Source organism: Candidatus Thiodiazotropha sp. AKIB8, from assembly GCF_058244675.1.
In genome coordinates this window covers 108,377-128,063 of the sequence record NZ_JBSYOO010000037.1, presented here as the reverse complement: position 1 = coordinate 128,063, position 19,687 = coordinate 108,377, and the positions used below count along the sequence as shown (strand labels likewise).

The 19,687-nt window shown below is 49.4% G+C and carries 18 protein-coding genes; 7 read left to right on the top strand and 11 right to left on the bottom strand.

Annotated features, from left to right (window positions below):
* Window positions 1–35: 35 nt before the first annotated feature.
* From lnt to AC4IFB_RS11440, 7 genes are all read right to left on the bottom strand, one after another.
* A complete protein-coding gene (gene lnt / locus AC4IFB_RS11470) occupies window positions 36–1,529 on the bottom strand; it encodes an apolipoprotein N-acyltransferase (RefSeq protein ID WP_490780234.1) in 1,494 nt (497 codons plus the stop codon).
* Between the two features lie 170 nt (window positions 1,530–1,699).
* Entirely contained in the window at window positions 1,700–2,308 is a 609-nt protein-coding gene (locus AC4IFB_RS11465; RefSeq protein WP_490777936.1) for a CBS domain-containing protein, read from the bottom strand.
* Complete coding sequence (gene ybeY / locus AC4IFB_RS11460) at window positions 2,305–2,760, bottom strand: rRNA maturation RNase YbeY (protein WP_490777935.1); 456 nt, start codon at window positions 2,758–2,760, stop codon at window positions 2,305–2,307. Before ybeY ends, AC4IFB_RS11465 begins: the two co-directional genes overlap by 4 nt.
* A 20-nt stretch (window positions 2,761–2,780) precedes the next feature.
* The gene (locus AC4IFB_RS11455) at window positions 2,781–3,755 is read right to left on the bottom strand and encodes a PhoH family protein (protein WP_490777934.1); all 975 of its coding nucleotides are present in this window, start codon (window positions 3,753–3,755) and stop codon (window positions 2,781–2,783) included.
* A complete protein-coding gene (gene miaB, locus AC4IFB_RS11450; protein ID WP_490780233.1) occupies window positions 3,748–5,097 on the bottom strand; it encodes a tRNA (N6-isopentenyl adenosine(37)-C2)-methylthiotransferase MiaB in 1,350 nt (449 codons plus the stop codon). The genes AC4IFB_RS11455 and miaB overlap by 8 nt, the downstream gene beginning before the upstream one ends.
* 568 nt (window positions 5,098–5,665) lie before the next feature.
* A complete protein-coding gene (gene gmk / locus AC4IFB_RS11445; protein ID WP_490780232.1) occupies window positions 5,666–6,283 on the bottom strand; it encodes a guanylate kinase in 618 nt (205 codons plus the stop codon).
* A 32-nt stretch (window positions 6,284–6,315) separates the two neighbouring features.
* Window positions 6,316–7,122 (bottom strand): M48 family metallopeptidase, encoded by an 807-nt coding sequence (locus AC4IFB_RS11440; RefSeq protein WP_490775761.1) that lies wholly within the window; start codon window positions 7,120–7,122, stop codon window positions 6,316–6,318.
* Window positions 7,123–7,449: 327 nt separating this feature from the next.
* Between AC4IFB_RS11440 and AC4IFB_RS11435 the strand changes: the two genes are divergently transcribed.
* The 5 genes from AC4IFB_RS11435 (at window position 7,450) to AC4IFB_RS11415 (ending at window position 14,641) form a co-directional block, all read left to right on the top strand.
* Window positions 7,450–11,148: a DUF1631 family protein gene (locus AC4IFB_RS11435; protein ID WP_490780231.1), complete on the top strand. Its 3,699-nt coding sequence runs from the start codon at window positions 7,450–7,452 to the stop codon at window positions 11,146–11,148.
* Window positions 11,149–11,324: 176 nt separating this feature from the next.
* Window positions 11,325–11,780, top strand: coding sequence for a hypothetical protein (locus AC4IFB_RS11430; protein WP_490780230.1), 456 nt, complete (start codon window positions 11,325–11,327; stop codon window positions 11,778–11,780).
* A gap of 131 nt (window positions 11,781–11,911) precedes the next feature.
* Window positions 11,912–13,216 carry an endo alpha-1,4 polygalactosaminidase gene (locus tag AC4IFB_RS11425; RefSeq protein WP_490780229.1) on the top strand — a complete coding sequence of 435 codons (1,305 nt, stop codon included), beginning with the start codon at window positions 11,912–11,914 and terminating at the stop codon, window positions 13,214–13,216.
* Between the two features lie 371 nt (window positions 13,217–13,587).
* Window positions 13,588–14,106, top strand: a complete 519-nt coding sequence (locus AC4IFB_RS11420; protein WP_490780228.1) for a DUF302 domain-containing protein — start codon at window positions 13,588–13,590, stop codon at window positions 14,104–14,106.
* 340 nt (window positions 14,107–14,446) lie between these two features.
* A complete protein-coding gene (locus tag AC4IFB_RS11415) occupies window positions 14,447–14,641 on the top strand; it encodes a CopG family ribbon-helix-helix protein (protein ID WP_490780227.1) in 195 nt (64 codons plus the stop codon).
* A 206-nt stretch (window positions 14,642–14,847) separates the two neighbouring features.
* On the opposite strand, the gene AC4IFB_RS11410 is transcribed toward AC4IFB_RS11415, so the two are convergent.
* The gene (locus AC4IFB_RS11410) at window positions 14,848–15,714 is read right to left on the bottom strand and encodes a YicC/YloC family endoribonuclease (RefSeq protein WP_490780226.1); all 867 of its coding nucleotides are present in this window, start codon (window positions 15,712–15,714) and stop codon (window positions 14,848–14,850) included.
* A 358-nt stretch (window positions 15,715–16,072) separates the two neighbouring features.
* Here AC4IFB_RS11410 and AC4IFB_RS11405 point away from each other — a divergent pair, with 358 nt between their 5' ends.
* A complete protein-coding gene (locus tag AC4IFB_RS11405; RefSeq protein ID WP_490774951.1) occupies window positions 16,073–17,002 on the top strand; it encodes a serine/threonine protein kinase in 930 nt (309 codons plus the stop codon).
* A complete protein-coding gene (locus AC4IFB_RS11400) occupies window positions 16,999–17,886 on the top strand; it encodes a PP2C family protein-serine/threonine phosphatase (protein ID WP_490774950.1) in 888 nt (295 codons plus the stop codon). Before AC4IFB_RS11405 ends, AC4IFB_RS11400 begins: the two co-directional genes overlap by 4 nt.
* Window positions 17,887–17,926: 40 nt before the next feature.
* On the opposite strand, the gene AC4IFB_RS11395 is transcribed toward AC4IFB_RS11400, so the two are convergent.
* From AC4IFB_RS11395 to AC4IFB_RS11385, 3 genes are read right to left on the bottom strand one after another with little or no spacing between them, the layout of a single operon-like run.
* Window positions 17,927–18,217, bottom strand: a complete 291-nt coding sequence (locus AC4IFB_RS11395) for a GlsB/YeaQ/YmgE family stress response membrane protein (protein WP_490774949.1) — start codon at window positions 18,215–18,217, stop codon at window positions 17,927–17,929.
* A gap of 17 nt (window positions 18,218–18,234) precedes the next feature.
* Window positions 18,235–19,152 (bottom strand): KPN_02809 family neutral zinc metallopeptidase, encoded by a 918-nt coding sequence (ypfJ, locus tag AC4IFB_RS11390; RefSeq protein WP_490780225.1) that lies wholly within the window; start codon window positions 19,150–19,152, stop codon window positions 18,235–18,237.
* A 10-nt stretch (window positions 19,153–19,162) separates the two neighbouring features.
* The gene (locus tag AC4IFB_RS11385; RefSeq protein ID WP_490774947.1) at window positions 19,163–19,555 is read right to left on the bottom strand and encodes a DUF2780 domain-containing protein; all 393 of its coding nucleotides are present in this window, start codon (window positions 19,553–19,555) and stop codon (window positions 19,163–19,165) included.
* Window positions 19,556–19,687 lie beyond the last annotated feature (132 nt).

The following is a 19,687-nucleotide window of genomic DNA, read 5'->3' as shown; positions in this document are numbered from 1 at the left end:
GCCATCTCTCAAATCATCGTTGTTGAATAACGCGTCTAGCCACGCAACCGTTTTTGGGTTAGCGCAATGCTCAGAATCAAGGTCACTAGCAGCATCATCAGAACCGTCAGATTTCCAGTCCAGGCATAAGGGGTCATGCCACTCAACGGCAGAATCTCTCCGTGCAACACATCCTGCTGTTGTAGCGCCGATCGCCCCTGAAGCTCGCCAAGAGGCCCAATGATTGCCGAGATTCCAGTATTCGTGGCGCGTAACAGATAGCGACTCGTTTCAAGGGCTCGCATACGGGCAATCTGCAGATGTTGATGGGGAGCCAGGGAGTCGCCAAACCAGGCATCATTACTCACATTGATCAGGTAAGCCGCCTCAGGTAATGCCTTAATCATCTCATTTCCAAAGGCATCTTCATAACAGATCGACATACCAACGGCGTGATTACCCACCTTCATCAATGGTTTCTCTTCGATGCGAGCGGAGAAATCAGACATCGGAATTGTAAACAACTCAACCAGAGGCCAGAGTATCGATTTCAGTGGCAGATACTCAGTAAATGGCACCAGGTGTCCCTTGTAATAGTTACCCCTCTCCTCATTACCCAGAGCCACCAGGGCGTTGTAGTAGTGTTCCCGAGAGGAATCCATCTGCACCACACCGAACACCAGGTTTGAATCATGATCCCGGACCCGTTTTTCAAGTGGCTGAATAAACGCCGCTTCAACTTGATACTGAAAGGCAGAGACAGCCGTTTCCGGCCAGATCACCAGATCTTTATCGAGATTATCCCGTGAAAGATTGGCATACAAGACCAAGCTGGGAGCCAATTGCTCAGGCGCCCATTTTTGCGCTTGAGGTATGTTGCCTTGTATCAAAGCAACTGTGACAGGTTTACCGTTTTGGCTACTCCACTCTATCTGGCTCGTCGACCAACCTCCGAGCCAGATCACCACCAGACCTGACAGCAACCAGATCCTGCGACCCTGAACATCCAAGAGGTGAGACAATAACCCTGCAGTGAGCGTAACAGCCCAGGTTACACCCAATACGCCAAGCAGAGGCGCATATCCTGCAAGTGGTGAATCAACCTGAGAATAACCTAACTGCAGCCAGGGAAAGCCGGTTAAAAACCAACCTCTGAGCCACTCCATCAAGACCCATAGGGAGGGATAGATCAACAGCAGTTTTGGTGTAACGGCAACTGATTCAAAGTAAGAGGCAACCCATCCCAGCAAACCGTAGTATAGGGATACAAAGAGGATAAACCCCAGGGTAAGCAGCAAAGGAAAGAGCCACCCCAGGTCTCCAAACTGGGCGACACTGACATACAGCCAGGAGACACCGCTCCCTAACAGCCCCACACCATAGGCAAAACCCGTTTGGAAGCTAGCGCCTCTGCCATGGTGCCAGATAAGGAAGAGCAGAAGCGGGCTTAAAACCGCCATCAACCAGAGATTGAAAGGGGCAAATGCCAGCGTGGCAAGTCCACCTGAGATAAAGGCCGTTAACCGTGGGGCGCGTAATAGCAATTGCACTGTGGGTATACCTTCCATCCTCTAGCCGACAGTTGGGTTACTTACTTTTTTCAAGCTTACTATTAACCCGGCGACTAAGTATGTTGTCTTCAGCCGAAGTGTGCCTGCCTGCGGCAAGGCATCAAAACGCCGCTGTAGCACTGCTTCATAAAATTGAGCTGATGAACTGCTTACGCTTGCGGTTCGTCTTCAGGTGTATCGTGTTCATCCTCTATTTCGCCAACGATCTGCTCAAGCAGATCCTCCAGAGTCACGATACCCGCTGTTGAACCATATTCATCAACAACAATGGCCATATGGTTACGGCTCAATTTCAAGTTCTTTAACAGTTGGTTCAGGCGCATCGCCTCCGGAACAAAGAGTGCTTCACGCATAACCTCAAGCAGATCAAATTCATCTCGCTGCTCCTTTTGAAAGAACGGCAACAGATCCTTTGATAAAAGCAGCCCCAGAACCTCATCCACATCCTCTCCGATTACCGGCAGTCGGGAATGAGCTGACTCTATGGCGACCTTTAAGACCTCATCCAGACTATCTCCAGCACGCACCACCTCCAGCTTGGAACGGGGGTTCATGATGTCCCGCGCTCGCCGCTCGGAAACCAGCATCGCACCCTCCATCATGCTCAGGGCGTCATTGTCAAACAACTCCCTCTCGTTGGCCTCCTTCAATAGGCTGTAGATCTGCTCCTTGTCTTGCGGTTCACTACCAAACATTCGACTGATTCGTTCCAGCCAGCGTTTGGAGGAACCGCTACTTAATCGATCTTCGCTGTTCATTGCTTCTCGTTAATGTAGGGGTCTGAAAACTGTAGGGTTTGAAGGATTTCACGCTCTCTATCCTCCATCATCTCTGCCTCCTCATCGGTCTGGTGATCATATCCCTGCAGATGCAACACACCATGAATCACCATATGTGCCCAATGGGCCTCCAGGGTCTTGTGCTGCTGTTGCGCCTCCCGAGCGACCACTGGTGCACAAACCACCAGATCACCGATTAAAGGCGTTGTAACCACTTCAGGGGCATCAAATGGAAAGGAGAGTACATTGGTCGGCTTGTCCTTGCCTCGATAGTCCCGATTCAACTGCTGGCTCTCTGGCTCATCCACCAAACGGATGACCATTTCCACCTCATTCTCACCGGTCTCGAGTGCAGCTTCAGCCCAGGCAAGCAGTTGTTCATCTTGGGGCAGACCCTGAGATCGCTCAGCAACCCTTTGAATCTCCAGCATCAAGCGACTCATGTTGGCGGTCAGGACCTCAGCTCGAAGTCATCATAGGCACGAACCACCCTTTGTACCACAGGATGGCGAACCACATCGCGAGCATTGAAGAAAGTAAAACTGATACCTTCGACATTGGCCAGTACTTCCGTAACCTGACGCAATCCGGACTGTTGCCCCCTGGGCAGGTCGATTTGAGTCACATCCCCTGTGATTACTGCAGTTGAACCGAAACCAATCCGGGTCAGAAACATCTTCATCTGTTCGGGTGTTGTGTTTTGCGCCTCATCAAGAATGACAAAGGATTCATTAAGGGTACGACCGCGCATGTAGGCCAGTGGCGCAATCTCAATGATATTCCGCTCCACCAGCTTGGCGACCTTCTCAAAGCCCAACATCTCATACAACGCATCGTAGAGCGGACGCAGATAGGGATCGATCTTCTGTGCCAGATCGCCAGGCAGAAATCCGAGTCGCTCACCGGCCTCTACCGCAGGCCGCACCAGCAGGATACGTCTCACCTGGTCACGTTCCAGGGCATCCACTGCACTGGCTACCGCCAGATAGGTCTTACCCGTTCCAGCAGGCCCAACACCGAAGTTTATATCGTGAGTGAGCACCTTATGCAGATACTCTTTCTGATTCCCACCCCGGGGACGCACCAATCCACGGCGGGTTTTGATAACTGTTTCGGGCAGATCAGCCAGCTTATCCTGGTCAAGTAATTCATCCACGCCTGCTTCCTGTAAAAACAGATGCACCCGCTTCGGTTCCAGCACCTCATTCACAGAGACGCGATAGAGATCCTGCAACACCTGCTCTCCGGCTTGAATGGCATTTCCCTCTCCAATCAGACGGAAATGGTTACCCCGATTGTTGATTTCAATACCCAAACGCCGCTCTATTAGGCGCAGGTGTTCATCCAACTGACCGCAGACATTGGCAAGTCTTGAATTGTCCGCTGGCTCCAGAGCCAGATCGAGAGATTGAGGATGTTCAGCCAACTGCACTTTCCTTAAGCCGGCCTGACCATTCGCCTCGCAGCGAATTTGGCAGTGCCTCGGTGATTCGGACTTCGACAAACTGTCCAATGAGTTCGGCTGGTCCATCAAAATTAACCACCCGGTTATTTTCGGTACGACCCGCCAGTTGTGCCGGATTCTTTTTCGCTGGTCGCTCTACCAAGATGCGCTGGGTAGTTCCCACCATCTGGCGACTGATGCTTTGCGCCTGGGTGTTGATTAACTGCTGCAGCCGCTCCAGACGTTTCTGTTTGACTTCCAGCGGTACATCATCGGGCAGATCTGAAGCCGGTGTACCGGGACGGCGACTATAGATGAAACTGTAGGAGTGATCAAAACCGACCTCTTCGATAAGCTGAAGGGTCTGCTCAAAATCCGCTTCAGTCTCACCGGGGAATCCGACAATAAAGTCTGAAGAGATGGTGATTTCAGGGCGCGCTTTGCGTAAACGGGCTATTTTCGCTTTATATTCAAGCACCATATGCCCCCGCTTCATCATCGCCAATACACGGTCTGAACCGGACTGCACTGGAAGATGCAGAAAACTCACCAATTCCGGAACCTGAGCATAGACCTCTATCAGTCGATCAGAGAATTCAACGGGATGGGATGTGGTGAAACGAATCCGCTCAACACCATCGATTGCCGCTACGAACTCGATCAACAGGGCAAGATCAGCGTGCTCTCCATCGTCCATCTCTCCCCGATAGGCGTTCACATTCTGACCCAGCAGATGGATCTCGCGAACCCCCTGCTCCACCAAACCTGCCACCTCAGCGATGACATCATCGAATGGGCGGCTGATCTCTTCACCTCTAGTGAATGGCACTACACAGTATGTGCAATATTTTGAGCATCCTTCCATGATAGAAACGTATGCCGTTGGGCCTTCTGCCCGGGGATCAGGCAGTCGATCGAACTTTTCGATCTCTGGAAAACTGACATCGACCATCGGTTGTCGCTGAAGACGAACCTGTTTCACCATTTCAGGCAACCGATGCAAGGTCTGAGGACCAAAAACCAGATCCACATAGGGGGCTCGCTGCCGAATGGCCTCACCCTCTTGACTGGCCACGCAACCACCCACACCTATGACCAGGGCGGGATTACGCTCTTTCCAGGGTCGCCACCGCCCCAACTGGGAGAAGACCTTCTCCTGAGCCTTTTCCCGAATAGAACAGGTATTGAGAAGCAGCACATCCGCCTGCTCAGGGTCATTGGTCAACTCCAGACCTGCGGCCACGCGCAAACCATCCGCCATACGTGACGAATCGTACTCGTTCATCTGGCAACCGAAGGTTTTGATATAGAGTTTTCCGGCCATTATCCCAGAATCCGTAGTCGAACATGGACATGTAGCGTTAATGAGTTCACCCAATGGGGGAACATAAACTTCACTATTTGAAGTGGCATATCATTACCTTACATCAGATATCAGCGATCGACTGCGGAATCTCGGATCATCAATCCGCAGTTCAAATTAAGGGTCGCTATATTATAGCTTGTAGGATTGAGATCCAATCCTAATTGGCCAGTGTTGCACCCATATGAATCATATCGAGCATCAATAAGTAGTGCGATAGATATCAAGGAAAGTACTTTATAGGTAAACATTACGAAGATACCCACATCTGAAGTGGGACATTTGATGGCAAGATAGTGCCCTAACCCGGCGGAGGTACACTAATGTGGTGCGTCATATAAACCCTATATTTCGACAAGGCCTATCTCAGTTTGCGTTTAAATCACCTGCCTCGCCCTGCGGGAAGCCACTCAAGCCGCGATTACGGCGTTGCACCCCTTGGTAAGGGAACAACCATTACCTGCGGGCTGCGCCTTGTACTCACGACTTGAGCGGCTTTCTAAATACAGGGTTTATATGACGCACCACACTAGATCTGTAGCAATGCCTTGATCTGTTCCGCGTGGCGATCTGATTGGTATGTCAGTCGTAGCCGATCAGCATTAACAATGGCCCTGAGCTCTCCCAGAGCTGTATCGAATTCATCATTAATCACTAAATAGTCGAACTCATCGTAATGGGACATTTCACTCACAGCCTGCTGCATGCGTCCCTGGATGACCTCCTCACTATCCTGTCCCCGGGCACTCAGGCGTTCATGCAGTGCCTCAGGGCTGGGTGGCAGAATAAAGATCGACACCGCCTCAGGAAAACGCGCCCTCACCTGACGCGCCCCCTGCCAATCGATCTCCAGCACCGTATCCCTACCCCCATCCAGCTGCCCCCTGACCTCAGCCTCAGAGGTTCCGTAGTAGTTACCGAATACCTCTGCATGTTCTAAAAAAGCGTCGGATGAAACCATCTGCAGGAACGTCTCCTTGTCGACAAAGTGGTAGTCCCTGCCGTTCTCTTCTCCTGGCCTCATCGGTCGGGTGGTATGGGAGACAGAGACATGCAATTTGCCATCCTGCTCACGCAGCACTTTCAACAGACTTGTTTTACCTGCCCCGGATGGTGCAGAGAGGATGTAGAGCGTGCCTGTGGCCATTTTGAGTCCTGATATATGGATATTGGTAATTTTCAAAAATTGAAGCTGGGGCGCTCACCGGGCGCCTCGAAATAGGGCATCATCTTATCCGCTAGCTTGCCGAGTGTCTCGGCGCGATTGGACGGGCTGGGATGTGTACTGAGAAATTGCGGTACCCGGCTAGCAGACACTTCGCCCATCTTTTTCCATAGCGTGGCCGCCGCTCTTGGATCGTATCCAGCCTTGGCAGCCAACTCAATACCGATTCTATCTGCCTCCTCCTCAGCTGTGCGGCTATTCGGCAAGTCGATTGCCAATTTTGCCGCCATCATAGAGCCGGCAAGCACTGCCCGGTTGTCAGTCGATGCAGCTACCGCAACCATCCCCAACTGACTGGCCATGGCGACAGACATCTTCTCAGCAGAGTGTTTGGCCAAGGCATGGGATATTTCATGAGCCAATACCTGAGCCAACTCATCATCAGTTGGCTTTACCTGCTCAACCAGCCCGGTGTAGAGCGCCATCTTACCCCCAGCCATCGCCCAGGCATTTACCATCTCCGGATCATCCAGTATCTTCATGCTCCATGCCCATTCCTTAGTCTCTGGACGCATCTCCACTGCCTGAGCGATGAGACGCCCAGTGATACGCGACACCCTGGCTTTGAGTTGTGGATCACTATCAAGTCTACCCTCCTCTTCATAGGGTTTTAGCATCTCAATATAGGCCGCTTTCGAAGAGTTGATCGCACTCTCTTCACTGATGATCATCAACTGCTTGCGCCCAGTGGGACTGGTGGTACAGGCAACCATGATCAGAAGAAGTAATATACTGGTAAAAGAGCTACAGCGTTTCATCATACTAGGGCCTGTTAACACGAATCGAATAGGATCTGACTATTACAGAAAACAGAACAATTCAAAAATTTGGATCAATTCATAGCTCATAATATCGTCAGACAATTATCTAGTGTACCTCGTCAGTAAGTGGTTGGAAAAACCACACATTTTCAAGGGCACCTCTATTATTTCAGCTGAACGGCCTTGCCATCAGATTGAAGATAGCATCGCTCAATGACAGCACAATATTTATGAGTTAAAGACCACCCGGCATAGTGCCGATACAGGTATAGTCTCACCCTACACCAATTAAGAACGATATAGGCTGCTTTTCATAGGATTCATGCATTGAAAGATCAAAGGAATCGTCGGCAGCATCCGCGACTTAAGATAGATATTCCTGTCACCATCGAATTTCAATCTCAGGTCTACGATGGTTGTCGTATGCTCAACTACTCCCGGGGTGGTGTCTATCTTCAGTGTCTGAATGAAAACCTGAACGACGTCCTCACTCATGGCTACATAGCTGAGCCTGAGCGTCAGAAAGTGCGGCTATCGATCTCTGACACTTCCAGTCAGGTTGCTGTCGAGGTAGTCTACTTTGATAACGGTGGAATGGGCGCCGCATTTAGCGACAGTGGTGGCGACAGGCTCTACCAGTCTCTATCTGCAGAAGCGCAAAATGAAGATACCCGTCAAGAGACCGGACATATAACCTCTGATCCGGAGCAGAGTCGAAAGGCAATCAATCAAGTCCAGAAAACAGCTAAACCTTTTCTCAAAAATTGTCTGCTCAGTTTTTCCGCTCAAGCAGAGCAGGAACTTCAGCAGAGGATTACGGATACCAGTGATCCACAGGAGCAATCCAGCCTCTTCTTCGCACTCAACACATTGGAAAAGGATCACCAAACCTTAGCTGAAGAGTTTATTCAACAAATAGAAATCAGCTTTACCGAACTGACAGGAGAATCCAAAGGCAAATTAGACTCAGAACCCGAGCAATTGGATGAGATGGCCTTGGTAGAGACACAAGAAATTGAGACATGGATTCTGGTGAATGATGTGGCTCGACAGCTTGAATCCAAAGTTTCCCGTCAGCTCTACCATATTGAGTCAGCACTCAGTTATCTATGCCAGGATAATATCCATAACGAACTCAATCCGATCTCTCCAATCACTCTGTTGAGCACATTCAAAAATAGTTTAGATGGCTATCAGTTTGACGTTCAAATCACCAAACTGCTCCTGAATAGTTTCAGTAAAAACCTGCTTAATACCCTGAAAACACTTTATGAAAAACTGCTGCAACAGATGCGACAGCAAAAAATAGTCGGGGAAGCTGAAACCAAAAACCAATGGACTATTGTAAAAACAGCCGAAACCGGCACTATCTCCGACAACCCTATAGAACATCTCAGTAACTTACATCAACTCCATCAAACAGAGGATACTCAGTCAGCTACACAGGGCATGTCGGCAGACGAACAGAAGGAGATACTGACCAGTATTGCTTCTCTATCGCAACAGCAGACCGCCACACTGCAACAGCAAATTGAGAACCTTCTACAGCAGGAGAGTAGTAAACCGATTCAACTATCCGCCGAAGCCAGAGCTGCCATCGGTGCGGGCGAGGAGCTGGTCGCCACACTGAGCGAAGACCCACTGATCAGTAACGAATTACGTTCACTGATGGGCAGCTTAAAGTTTCTGATCATCGAAGCAGTTCTAAAAGATACCAACCTGCTTGAAAACCCTGATCACCCAGTACGGCACCTGCTCGACTCGATTGAATCAATGAAACCTTATGTGAATAAGGGCACCCGTAGCTCAATGCTAAGAGATAGAGAATCGCAGCAATTGGCAGTGATCACTGAAGCGGTGGAAAGTGGCCACTATAGTCATATCGATGAAGTGACAGATGAAATCATCAGGTTGCACAAAGAGCAGCTCAAGCGATTTAAAACCAACCGAAAGCTCTCTATCTCTCGCTGCCTCAAAGATGAGAAACTTCGACAGGCCCAAACAGCAACTTATGAGGCCCTGGCTAAGCTTCTACTTGACCAAACAATCTCTCCCATAGTCGATAAACTGTTTCGGTTTGGCTGGGTCAACCTGATGGTTCAGACTGCAGTTTTGGAAAAAACCGGCAATAAAGGCTGGCAAAATTATCTTCAGATAGTAGAACAGCTACACCAAATTTTTACCGACCCACCAGGTGAGCATCATCTTACAGCGATTCAGCAGAAAGCACTGCTTACTACGATTCACAAAGGCTTTACCGACTACCCAATCTACGCCGAGCAGGCACAAGGGTTTGAGCTGGAGTTGCAACGACTGCTTGAATGTGGTCTGGAAGGTGACAACTTTCCCCATCTGCGAATAGAGGCCAATGAAGCCTATCTACACCACTACTTTCAGGGGATGAACATCCACCAAAAAACCAGCACACCCTCAGTAGAGGATCAGCAGTGGCAAAAACAGTTGAGTAAGTTTGCTCTCGATACCTGGCTGGTGGAGCAGGAAGATCCTGAGCACCCAAGAATTCTCAGTCTGGCATGGAAGAACCCGAAATCAGGCAGGTATCTACTGGTAGACGGAGATGGTTTCAAAGCATTGGATGAGGCACTGCCACAACTTGCAAATCGTTTTGCCAGCCACCATATCCGTCCAATGGAGAGCTCAGCAAAACCGATTATTGAAAGAACCATTGAGACCATCCTTTCCAATACTTATAACGACTTCAAACAGGAGTCGGATATCGATCCACTAACCGGTCTATCCAACCGACGAGCCTTTGAGTCTGAACTGAAAAAGCATATCGATGGATGGCAATATGACAACGCAGGTGTACTGCTTCAGATAGACCTGGATAAATTCCAGGTGGTCAACGATCTTTGTGGATTCGAGGGCGGCGACGAACTACTCCAGACTGTGACAGACATTCTTCTCAGCTATCTGCCAGACGATGGTTTCCTGGGGCGTATCGGTGATGATGAGTTTTCCCTTCTATTAGCGAGGCAGAATCTCGAGATTGGCTACCAATCTGCAGAGATGCTTCGCCAGGCAATCGATGAAGCCTCCTTTAAATGGAAAGGGAGGCTTATTCCAGCAACAGCCAGCATTGGTGTTGTGCAGATCGAATCGGATGTTCAGAGACCGGATAAACTGATGCAAGCTGCCTTGGCTGCTTGCAACACGGCCAAACGGAGCGGCGGTAACTGCACACGCATCTACCTTGAAAGTGACCCTGTCTATCAGGCACGCCAGCAACTGGTAGAGTCCCTGCCCACAATCAAAGAGGCATTGGCGAAAGGACGTATGGAGTTGTTTGTTCAACCAATAGTACCTCTTCAGGCAGCAAATACACTGCCTCATCACCATGAGATCTTACTGCGTATTCTAAATGACGAAGGGGAACTCGAATCCCCTGTCTCATTCATACAGGCTGCAGAAACCTATGACTTGATGCGGGATGTCGACTTCTGGGTGGTAGACGCATTTTTTCAACAGGTTGAACCCTATGCTGACCGCCTGCCAGAGGGGCACAGTTTTTCTATCAACCTCTCAGGCAAATCACTGGGAGATGGCGAATTCAAAGCTCAACTTATAGATCGCATTAAATCATCATCCCTACAGACCAGGAATTTTGGATTTGAGATCACAGAAACAGCACTGGTCGGGGATATCAGCGATACTGCCGATACAATAAATGATATTCGTGCACTTGGCTGTTCGTTTTCACTGGATGATTTTGGCTCTGGATACGCCTCTTTTTCTTACCTGAAGGACTTCCCCGTGGATTATGTCAAGATCGATGGCATCTTTGTACGGGAGATTCTCAACAAACCGGCAGATTACGCCATGATCAGTTCGATTACTGAGATCGCACACTTTATGGAAAAAAAGGTAATCGCTGAGTTTGTTTCAGATGAAACCACCAGTCAGGCCCTGAAAAACATAGGCGTGGATTATGGGCAGGGTTATCACTTTGGAAAACCAAAACCTCTGAAGGGGATGTTGGCAGAAATTATCGAGGTAGATAATTGACGCTACTCTTTTAAACCCGGCGAGCAAATAGTTTACCTTCGGCTGTTGTAGCTACTAACCAGACCTTAGATATCAATTTCTATGGCCTGGTTAGTAAGTATCCTCTGCAAAATCATGAAATGGCGGCTTCATTTAAGCTAGAATGGCGGGATTTAAAGCTTGAGCCAGGAAACAGTATGCTACGCGCCACCCTTCAGTCACTCATAATCTGTCTGCTGCTTGCAGGCTGTGGCCTTTCTCCTGAACCCTCCAATGTAAAGATCAGTAAACAACCAGCTGAGGGATTGACTCAATCCTCGTTCGACGAAGGATACCTTCAGCAATTGACGGATGAGTATCAAAAGGGAGCAGAACAGAGTCTTCAGCAAACCTACGATCGAAACAACATTCCGCAACATGAGCGATTCAGCCACGCCCAAGCCAAGGGACACTATGAGTGGATAGGTGAACGTCAGTTGGCAGTGATCGACCTCATATACAGCAATAATCCAATGCGGGTAATGCGGGTGGTAGGCATAGAGGGAGACCAGCTGGTAACTATCAGCTGCATATCACCTCAAGGAGCCCAGCTGGATATCAATAGTGAAACAGGGGATTGCGCTGAGGCAATCTCTAAACATTTTCAACTGTAATATGTTAGGGCCTGCTAACACTAATCGAATAGGCCCTAGTAAAGCTACGATCATTTTTTTGATTGCCTTCACAATAGGTTTGGTTTTTATTAATTACACTGCTCCCGTGGAGTAATAAAGGCTGCATCATCATGAATAACAAGGTAGTTCGTTCATTCTCTGTTGTTTTCTTCTTTCTCTGCTTTGTGTGGCACACCGAAGTGCTCGCAGAGACAGAACTGACACTCCACCCGATCAAGCTGACCAGCAAAAGGGGCAATCACAGCGAACAGGAACTATCGGTACTATCGGTACAGGAGCAAACAGGCGCCGACGATAACTGGAACACCTATAAGGAGTTCTATACCGGCTCTGGAGGCTACACCGGAATCTTCTCCTTCGAACTTCCTGCAGACAAGGATCCATCAGCAATCAACACCCTGTCGTTTGCCGCCAACTACAAGGGTCCCACCCGTTCAGAACAGCGCTGGCGGTGGCAGATCAGGGACTTTGTCAGTGCCAAGTGGATATCACTGACGGATAATTCCGGCGTACCTAACTGGGAATGGAGCCTGATCCGCGCTGAAGTGAGCGGCGCCCCTGATCGCTATATAAACAGGAATAACAGACTCAAACTGCGCTATTTCACCCGCAATGAAGGGGATGACAGTGACCTCGACTATCTGGCTCTGAGCATTAGCTTACAATCCGCGGATGAACCACCACCACCGCCACCACCTCTTCCAGGCGACATCTGGCAACCTGCCCCCGGAACCTCGTGGCAACTGCAGCTACAGGGTGATATCGACACCAGCTATAACCTTCAGATGTACGATATCGATCTCTTCGATACTCCGCAGAGCCTGATTGACCAACTCCATGCCCAGGGTAAAACCGTGATTTGTTATTTCAGTGCAGGTAGTTGGGAAGAGTGGCGTCCCGATGCCGATCACTATCCGTCCACTGTAAAAGGCAACAGTAACGGTTGGCCCGGTGAAGCCTGGTTGGATGTCCGACGTCTGAATGAACTCGGCCCCATACTTCAGGCACGCCTTGACCTGGCGGTCAGCAAAAACTGTGACGGTGTTGATCCAGACAATGTGGATGGTTATACCAACAACACCGGTTTTCCGCTCACCTATCAGGACCAGTTAGACTTCAACATCTGGTTGGCTCAGGAAGCGCACAACCGGGGACTCTCTGTTGGTTTGAAAAATGATCTGGACCAAATTGAGGATCTGGTCATCCATTTCGATTGGGCGCTCAATGAGCAATGCTTTCAATACTACGAATGTGATCTGCTATTACCGTTTATTCAGATGAATAAAGCTGTATTTGGTGTGGAATACAAAGGTGATCCCACTCAATTTTGCCCTCAGGCAAACAGCATGGGTCTAGACTGGTTGTACAAGAACCTCGATTTGGACGCCTGGAGATTGGATTGCAAGGAGTACTGACAGGTTGACTGGTTTTATCTACCACGCACAGAGGTATGCGGTGTGAGAACCCGGTGAGTCTCACCGGGACTGTCATTTGAACGACATCGGCTGCAGCTAACTCCCTGACAAGCTACTGATTTTTAGGCTCTGAAATCTGTTTGGCTTTAATGATATCAGCGCTATCACTATACCTCTAATGGAGTCGTTATCGCTTCAGTAGCAGCATCCCACCCTGATCAGGAAAAATAATCTTAAATCAGTGCCCGATAAAAGCCTCAATACCCTTACAGATAAAGTTGAGATTGCGGAATCTCAATGCTTGTCGGGACAACTTTCTGAAAGATGCGCCAAATCTTTTTGATCAATAACCATCCCAGGAAAGCATCTCTATGAAATATCAGAAAACAATTTCCAGTCTGATTTTAGCCATTTCCATGGCTACCTCATCTGTTGCCATGTCAGTTGAAAACACCATTCCCGAGGATGCTAAGCAGTCTCACGCCATTGTTGTTGAACGTACTATTCAACAAGACTACCGCAAGAGCCTGGATACATTAAGAGAACAATTGAAAACTGATGGCTGGAAACTCATTGCTGAAATTGACTTAGGCAAGAGACTCGCCAAGAAAGGTGTCGATGTACCTGGCGGCCTGGTGATTTTCAAAATCACCAGTGGTAAGAATGCAATGCCTCTACTCGCTGATGACGAAACTCGCTATGTCTCTGCCATGATGCCCTGCGGCTTGTCCGTCTATGGTAAAAGTGATGGCAGCGTGGTTATTTCAAGAATGAATTTTGAAATGATGAGTGCCATGATGGAACCCAAGGTCGCCCAGATCATGGAGAAATCGATTAAAAAACTGAATAAAACTGTCGATTCAGCAGTGGCGAAACTAACCGACAATTGATCTAAATCGATCCCTAATCACTACTATTACGGTTGTAACTGATTCATTGCTGCTTGTTTCTATTGCTGATTGAGAATTGAGACAAGAAAAACATCGTAAAGCAGAGGGTCACGGCTAGAAAAAACTTATAAGTCATCAGTATCTTAAATAGGTAGGGAGATAAACTCCCCTCTCCCCACGCGGGAGAGGGGCCGGGGGAGAGGGGGAGAATGAACACCCTATTTTCTCCAACAATCAGCAAGATAAATATGAACGATCAATGCGGTTTTATCTTTCAACCAGATGAAACGCTTCGCGTACACCCTCTCCCCAATAGATACACCTTGCTCAAGGAAACAGCATGTCTACCACCACCATCCGACTCCCCACCGAACTAAAGGATCGACTTGCAAAAGTAGCAAAGAACCTGGGATCAACATCACATGCCCTGATTCTTGATGCTATAGCCGAGCGTATCGACGCTGAAGAGCATCGTATCGTCAGCGCCATCTCCGTTCTTGAGAGTAACCCGTATATCGGTCGAGAAACTACGTAAGAGTTGCGCGAACTGGTTATTGGGCAACGATCCAAAGGCTATGTAAGGCTATACTGGTTCGTTGCCGAAATAGATACTGTGTTTGTCCTCGCCGTTCGTGCCCAGAAAGAAGCCGGGTATAAATGAACTTTGGATATTTCTCCTGCATTCAGTCATCTGTCACTTGAACCTAAATTCTGTAACAAAAATAGCAGCCAGAAAAATAATTATTCCAAATTTTGCACCTGCTCTCTCATCTGCTCGATAAGCACCTTCATCTCAACAGCAGAGCGAGTGACTTCCACATTGTTCGACTTTGAGGTCAGGGTGTTTGCCTCCCGGTTAAGCTCCTGCATCAGAAAGTCGAGTCGACGTCCAATCGGCTCATCAACCTCGAGTACCCGTCTCACCTCATCGATATGGGTCTCCAGACGATCCAGCTCCTCATCCACATCGAGTCGCTGAGCCAACAGTACCATCTCCTGCTCAACACGAGACTCATCCAGCTCTTCCATCACCTCTGATAACCTGTCCCTGATTCGGCTGCGCACAGAATCCAATACCTCAGGCATCAAACCTCGCACCCGGCTCACTTCCCCTTCCAGAGCATCACATCTCAATCTGATGATCTCTCCCAACCGCTCGCCTTCACGCAATCGATTATCGATCAAACTGTCGATAGCTGTCTCCAGCAGTTGCATCGCCTGCTGTTTAACCGGCGTATAGTCACGCTCCGCCTCTTCCAAAACTCCAGGCCATCTGAGCAGATCGCCGGATCGTATACTGGGACTCAGATCAGTCGCTTCCAGCAACTGTTGCTCTGCCCCCATTAGCTGCTCCACCAGACGCTGGTTGATGCGTAAAGAGGCATCGGCAGCAACCCCGGCTTTAAACTTCAGACTGACATCGAGCTTGCCTCGCCCCAAACGGCTGTTGAGACGCTCCCGGACCGAAGGCTCCAGAGCCCTGAGCTCTTCTGGCAAACGCAAAAAAGCCTCCAGGTAGCGATGGTTAACCGAGCGGATCTCCCAGCTCATATTTCCCAGGTCACCCCGGTACTCTTCCCTTGCGAAGGCAGTCATACTACTGATCATAATCATATGCCTGAGTTTTCTTGTTGAAACAATTTAGTGGTTATATAAGTCGCAGCCATAACCACCCGTTAAGAAAGTCTGACTATGATAAGCGATACGCCACATTATGGGGCAAAAATATACCAATATTGGCGTTTTGATTTCAGATTTACCTTGAGACGCCGCTAAATCTGGGTGTGCAGCAACTCTATGCATGGTTCGGCTTCTATATGCCTACTGTTTTTTTGATGAAAATCACCTTTTCACTCTGAAAGGCACACAAAACCATAGAGAGTAGCGGCATTTCTATAAAAAGGCCTTATAATCAGTGTGATGATGGATAGCGACACAAGCCGAGACGAACCTTCGCGGATCTTATATGGATAAGCTTCGAGACAGCATGCCGGAAGGCACAGAAATTGACTGTTATGTCATCATGAAGGTCGTTGCGAGTGGAGGCTTCAGCCTGATCTACCTGGCAGAGGACGAAGACACTCAGGACGAAGTGATAATCAAAGAGTTTCTGCCGAAGAAACTCGCCCGCCGCAGCAGCAATGGTAAAGTCGTCCCCCTTGAAGAGAAGCAGATCGATAATTTCAATCGCAGCCTGCGCCTGTTCTACCAGGAAGCCAAGGTTCTGGCCTCCTTGCGACACCCCAATATTGTCCAGGTAAGAGGCTTCTTTCTGGCCAACAACACGGGGTATCTTGTAATGGATCACGAGCGTGGTAAGAACCTGGCCAGCTACATAAAGAAGCGTAGTGGCAGCCTCAGCACCAGATTCATCATGACCGTGTTTCCGCCAATTTTGGATGCATTAAGTCAGATCCACTCCCGTAATCTGCTGCATCTCGACATCAAACCCAGCAATATCCACCTCCGTACCGGCGGCAACCCTCTGTTACTCGATTTTGGTGCCGTTCACGAAGTGCGCAATGAGGGCACACGCACCGGCCGTGTCGTAACCACTGGCTTCTCCCCTGTTGAACAGTATTACCAATCAGGCAATGTCGGACCATGGAGCGATGTCTATGCCATTGGCGCAAGCATGCGCGCCTGCCTGGATGGCAAAGCCCCGCCCTCAGCCATTGAGCGACATGCCAAAGAGAAATTGAAGCCTGCGGCAAGGATCTACCGCAGAAGATATCCGGCAGCGATGCTTGAAGCGATCGATTGGGCGATGGAGATCGATTATGAGAAGCGGCCACAAAATGCCAGCGAACTTCTCAATGCACTGCAAGACAATAATAGTGCGATTGATACTGAAAGTGCCATTTCTGAGCTGTTTGACGAAAAGAGAGCAATATGAAGTACGAAACAGCCCAATGCAGCCTGGTCGGCAATCGCTCCATGAATCAGGATCGCGCCCTGGTGATGGAAGCGCCAGATGCTATATTGCTGGCACTCGCTGATGGAATGGGGGGCCACCCAAAGGGGGAAATGGCGGCACAAATCCTCATGGACAATGCCCGCAAGGCCTTCCTGACCAGTCGCAAACCAATATCAAATCCTCGCTTTTTCCTCTCAGGCCTGATGGAGATGAGCCACCAGCAGATAACCGCATTTGGTGATCGACAGGAACCTCCCATCGAACCAAGAACTACCGGGGTTCTCTGTCTTGTCCAGGAAGATAAAGCATATTGGGCGCATATTGGCGACAGTCGACTCTATATAATGCGTGATGGCGTCATCCATCTGCGCACTGATGATCACTCCTACGTGGAACACCTCAGACAACAGGGCATTATCTCTGCCGCTCAGGTGCATACCCATAAGTTCCGCAACTATGTCACCCGATGCCTGGGTGGAAACAGTAACAGACCGGTTGCCGAACTCAGTGGCCCACATGAACTCAAGCAGGGGGATGTCGTACTACTCTGTAGTGACGGATTCTGGGGACCACTGCCGGAACGCCCCCTGGTGGAGATGTTCTACAAAAAAAATGGGCCACTGCTGAATAACATATCTCAACTCGCAGAACGTGCTGAGACCACAAGCAAACCTGAGAGTGATAACGTCACTGTAGTCGCGTTGCGCTGGCGGGAGAGTAACAACAAACTTGAACCTGCTGATATAAGCATGTCACTGACGAAAAAGAACAGGGGCATTCTCGACCATCCCGAAGAGAACGTCGACGTCAGTCAGGCGATAGAAGATCTGCGTAAAATGGTGGATGACCTGGAAGAGGATTGATGATCAGGCTCAATTTTGCCACGCCACTATGGATCACTCCTCATAGGTCACTCTTTTTTTCGACCGCCTTCCCATCACCACTTGGCTGCTTAATCAACCTATAGGCAAAGAGTATCAGGAATGCCCCGGCTGTTGCGGTAAGAATGTTACTAAGGCTCAAGCCTCCGGCATTCCCAATGCCAAGAAAATTACCGATATAACCGCCAAGTATGGCACCTGCGATACCCAGCAACATGGTCACGATAAGGCCGCCACCATCCTTTCCGGGCATAATCCATTTCGCCAGCGCACCGGCTATAAGTCCCAGAATAATCCAAGATATGATTCCCATCACGTCACCTCATCTGTTCACAGCTGTTTTGCGGCAAAGGTGTCACAGCCTTTCAAGTCACCGCTCTGAAAACCCACCTTAAACCATTTGACCCGTTGCGCCGAACTGCCATGGGTAAATGAGTCCGGGCTGACATACCCCTGGGATTGCTTTTGCAGGCGATCATCACCAATCGCACTGGCAGCCCTGAGACCCTCTTCAATATCCCCGGACTCAAGTAACTGACGGGAGCGATCTGCGTTATGAGCCCATAAACCGGCAAAGCAATCGGCTTGGAGCTCCTGACGTACAGAGAGTTTGTTACCCTCCACTTCGCTCAGTGATGCCTTTGCCTTTTGTACCTTTTTGGAAATACCAAGAAGAGTTTGTACATGGTGCCCTACCTCGTGGGCAATTACGTATGCCTGAGCGAAATCCCCTGGTGCTTTAAAACGCTTCTTCAAGTCATCGAAAAAGCTGAGATCGATGTAAACCTTGTGATCACCAGGACAGTAGAAAGGCCCCATGGCAGCCTGGCCGAATCCACAGGCTGTTTTGGTGGCCCCACGAAACAACACCAGATTGGGCTCTTCGTATTTCGATCCCATTTCGCTGAACATCTGATGCCATGTCGCTTCCGTATCAGCAAGCACCACAGAAACAAAACTGACCAACTCCTGCTCCTCAGCACTCTGTTTCACCGGCTCTCCACCGCCAGTGGAGAGACTCTCTCCAGTGCCGCCGCCGAGCATGCTACCCAGATTGCCGCTCAGTAATCCATAGGCGCCTATTGCCAGAACGGCAACGATCCCGCCTTTGACCCCGAACAGTTTAAACACCATCGGCAGTAGATTGAGCAATCCACCCCCTCCACCGCCCAATCCCAGGGGTGAGGGTGATCTCATACCTCGTCGGTCTTCTACATTGTTACTCTGCCTTTGACCTCGCCAGCGCATTGAATACCCCTTAATCCCCTTGCAGAACCTTGGCTACAAGGGAAGAGACCCCATCACCACCTTGCGACTGAAGAAAAGAGAGCACGATAGGTACAAATTTGCCGATCATGCCGGCATCCAGATCGAGCTTGGAAAAACCGCTGGCCAATGCAGCCATGTTACCCAGGCCATCGCCACCAATCGCTGAGGCTACACCACCAAGCAGTCCACCCAGGCCACCAGAATCTTCACTTGGCGCTGCATTGATCAAAGAATCGATGCCAGGCACCGCCTCTGCAACCTTGCCAAAATCCCCAGATGAGAGCTGATCCTTAACCAATCCTAACAGCAGCCCGGCTCCACCCTCCGCCTGTTGTTGATTGACCCCGGCTCCAGCAACCAATTGTTGAACCAATTCCATCATCTTATTAACCTCCAAGGTAAACAAAGAACTCTAATTTATGTTACAGGATACGTGATCCCGCTTGATCAATGAATTGTCATCAGCGTATAAGTATAGCGGCTAGACTAGTGTGGCGCGTCTAGAGCCGTATCT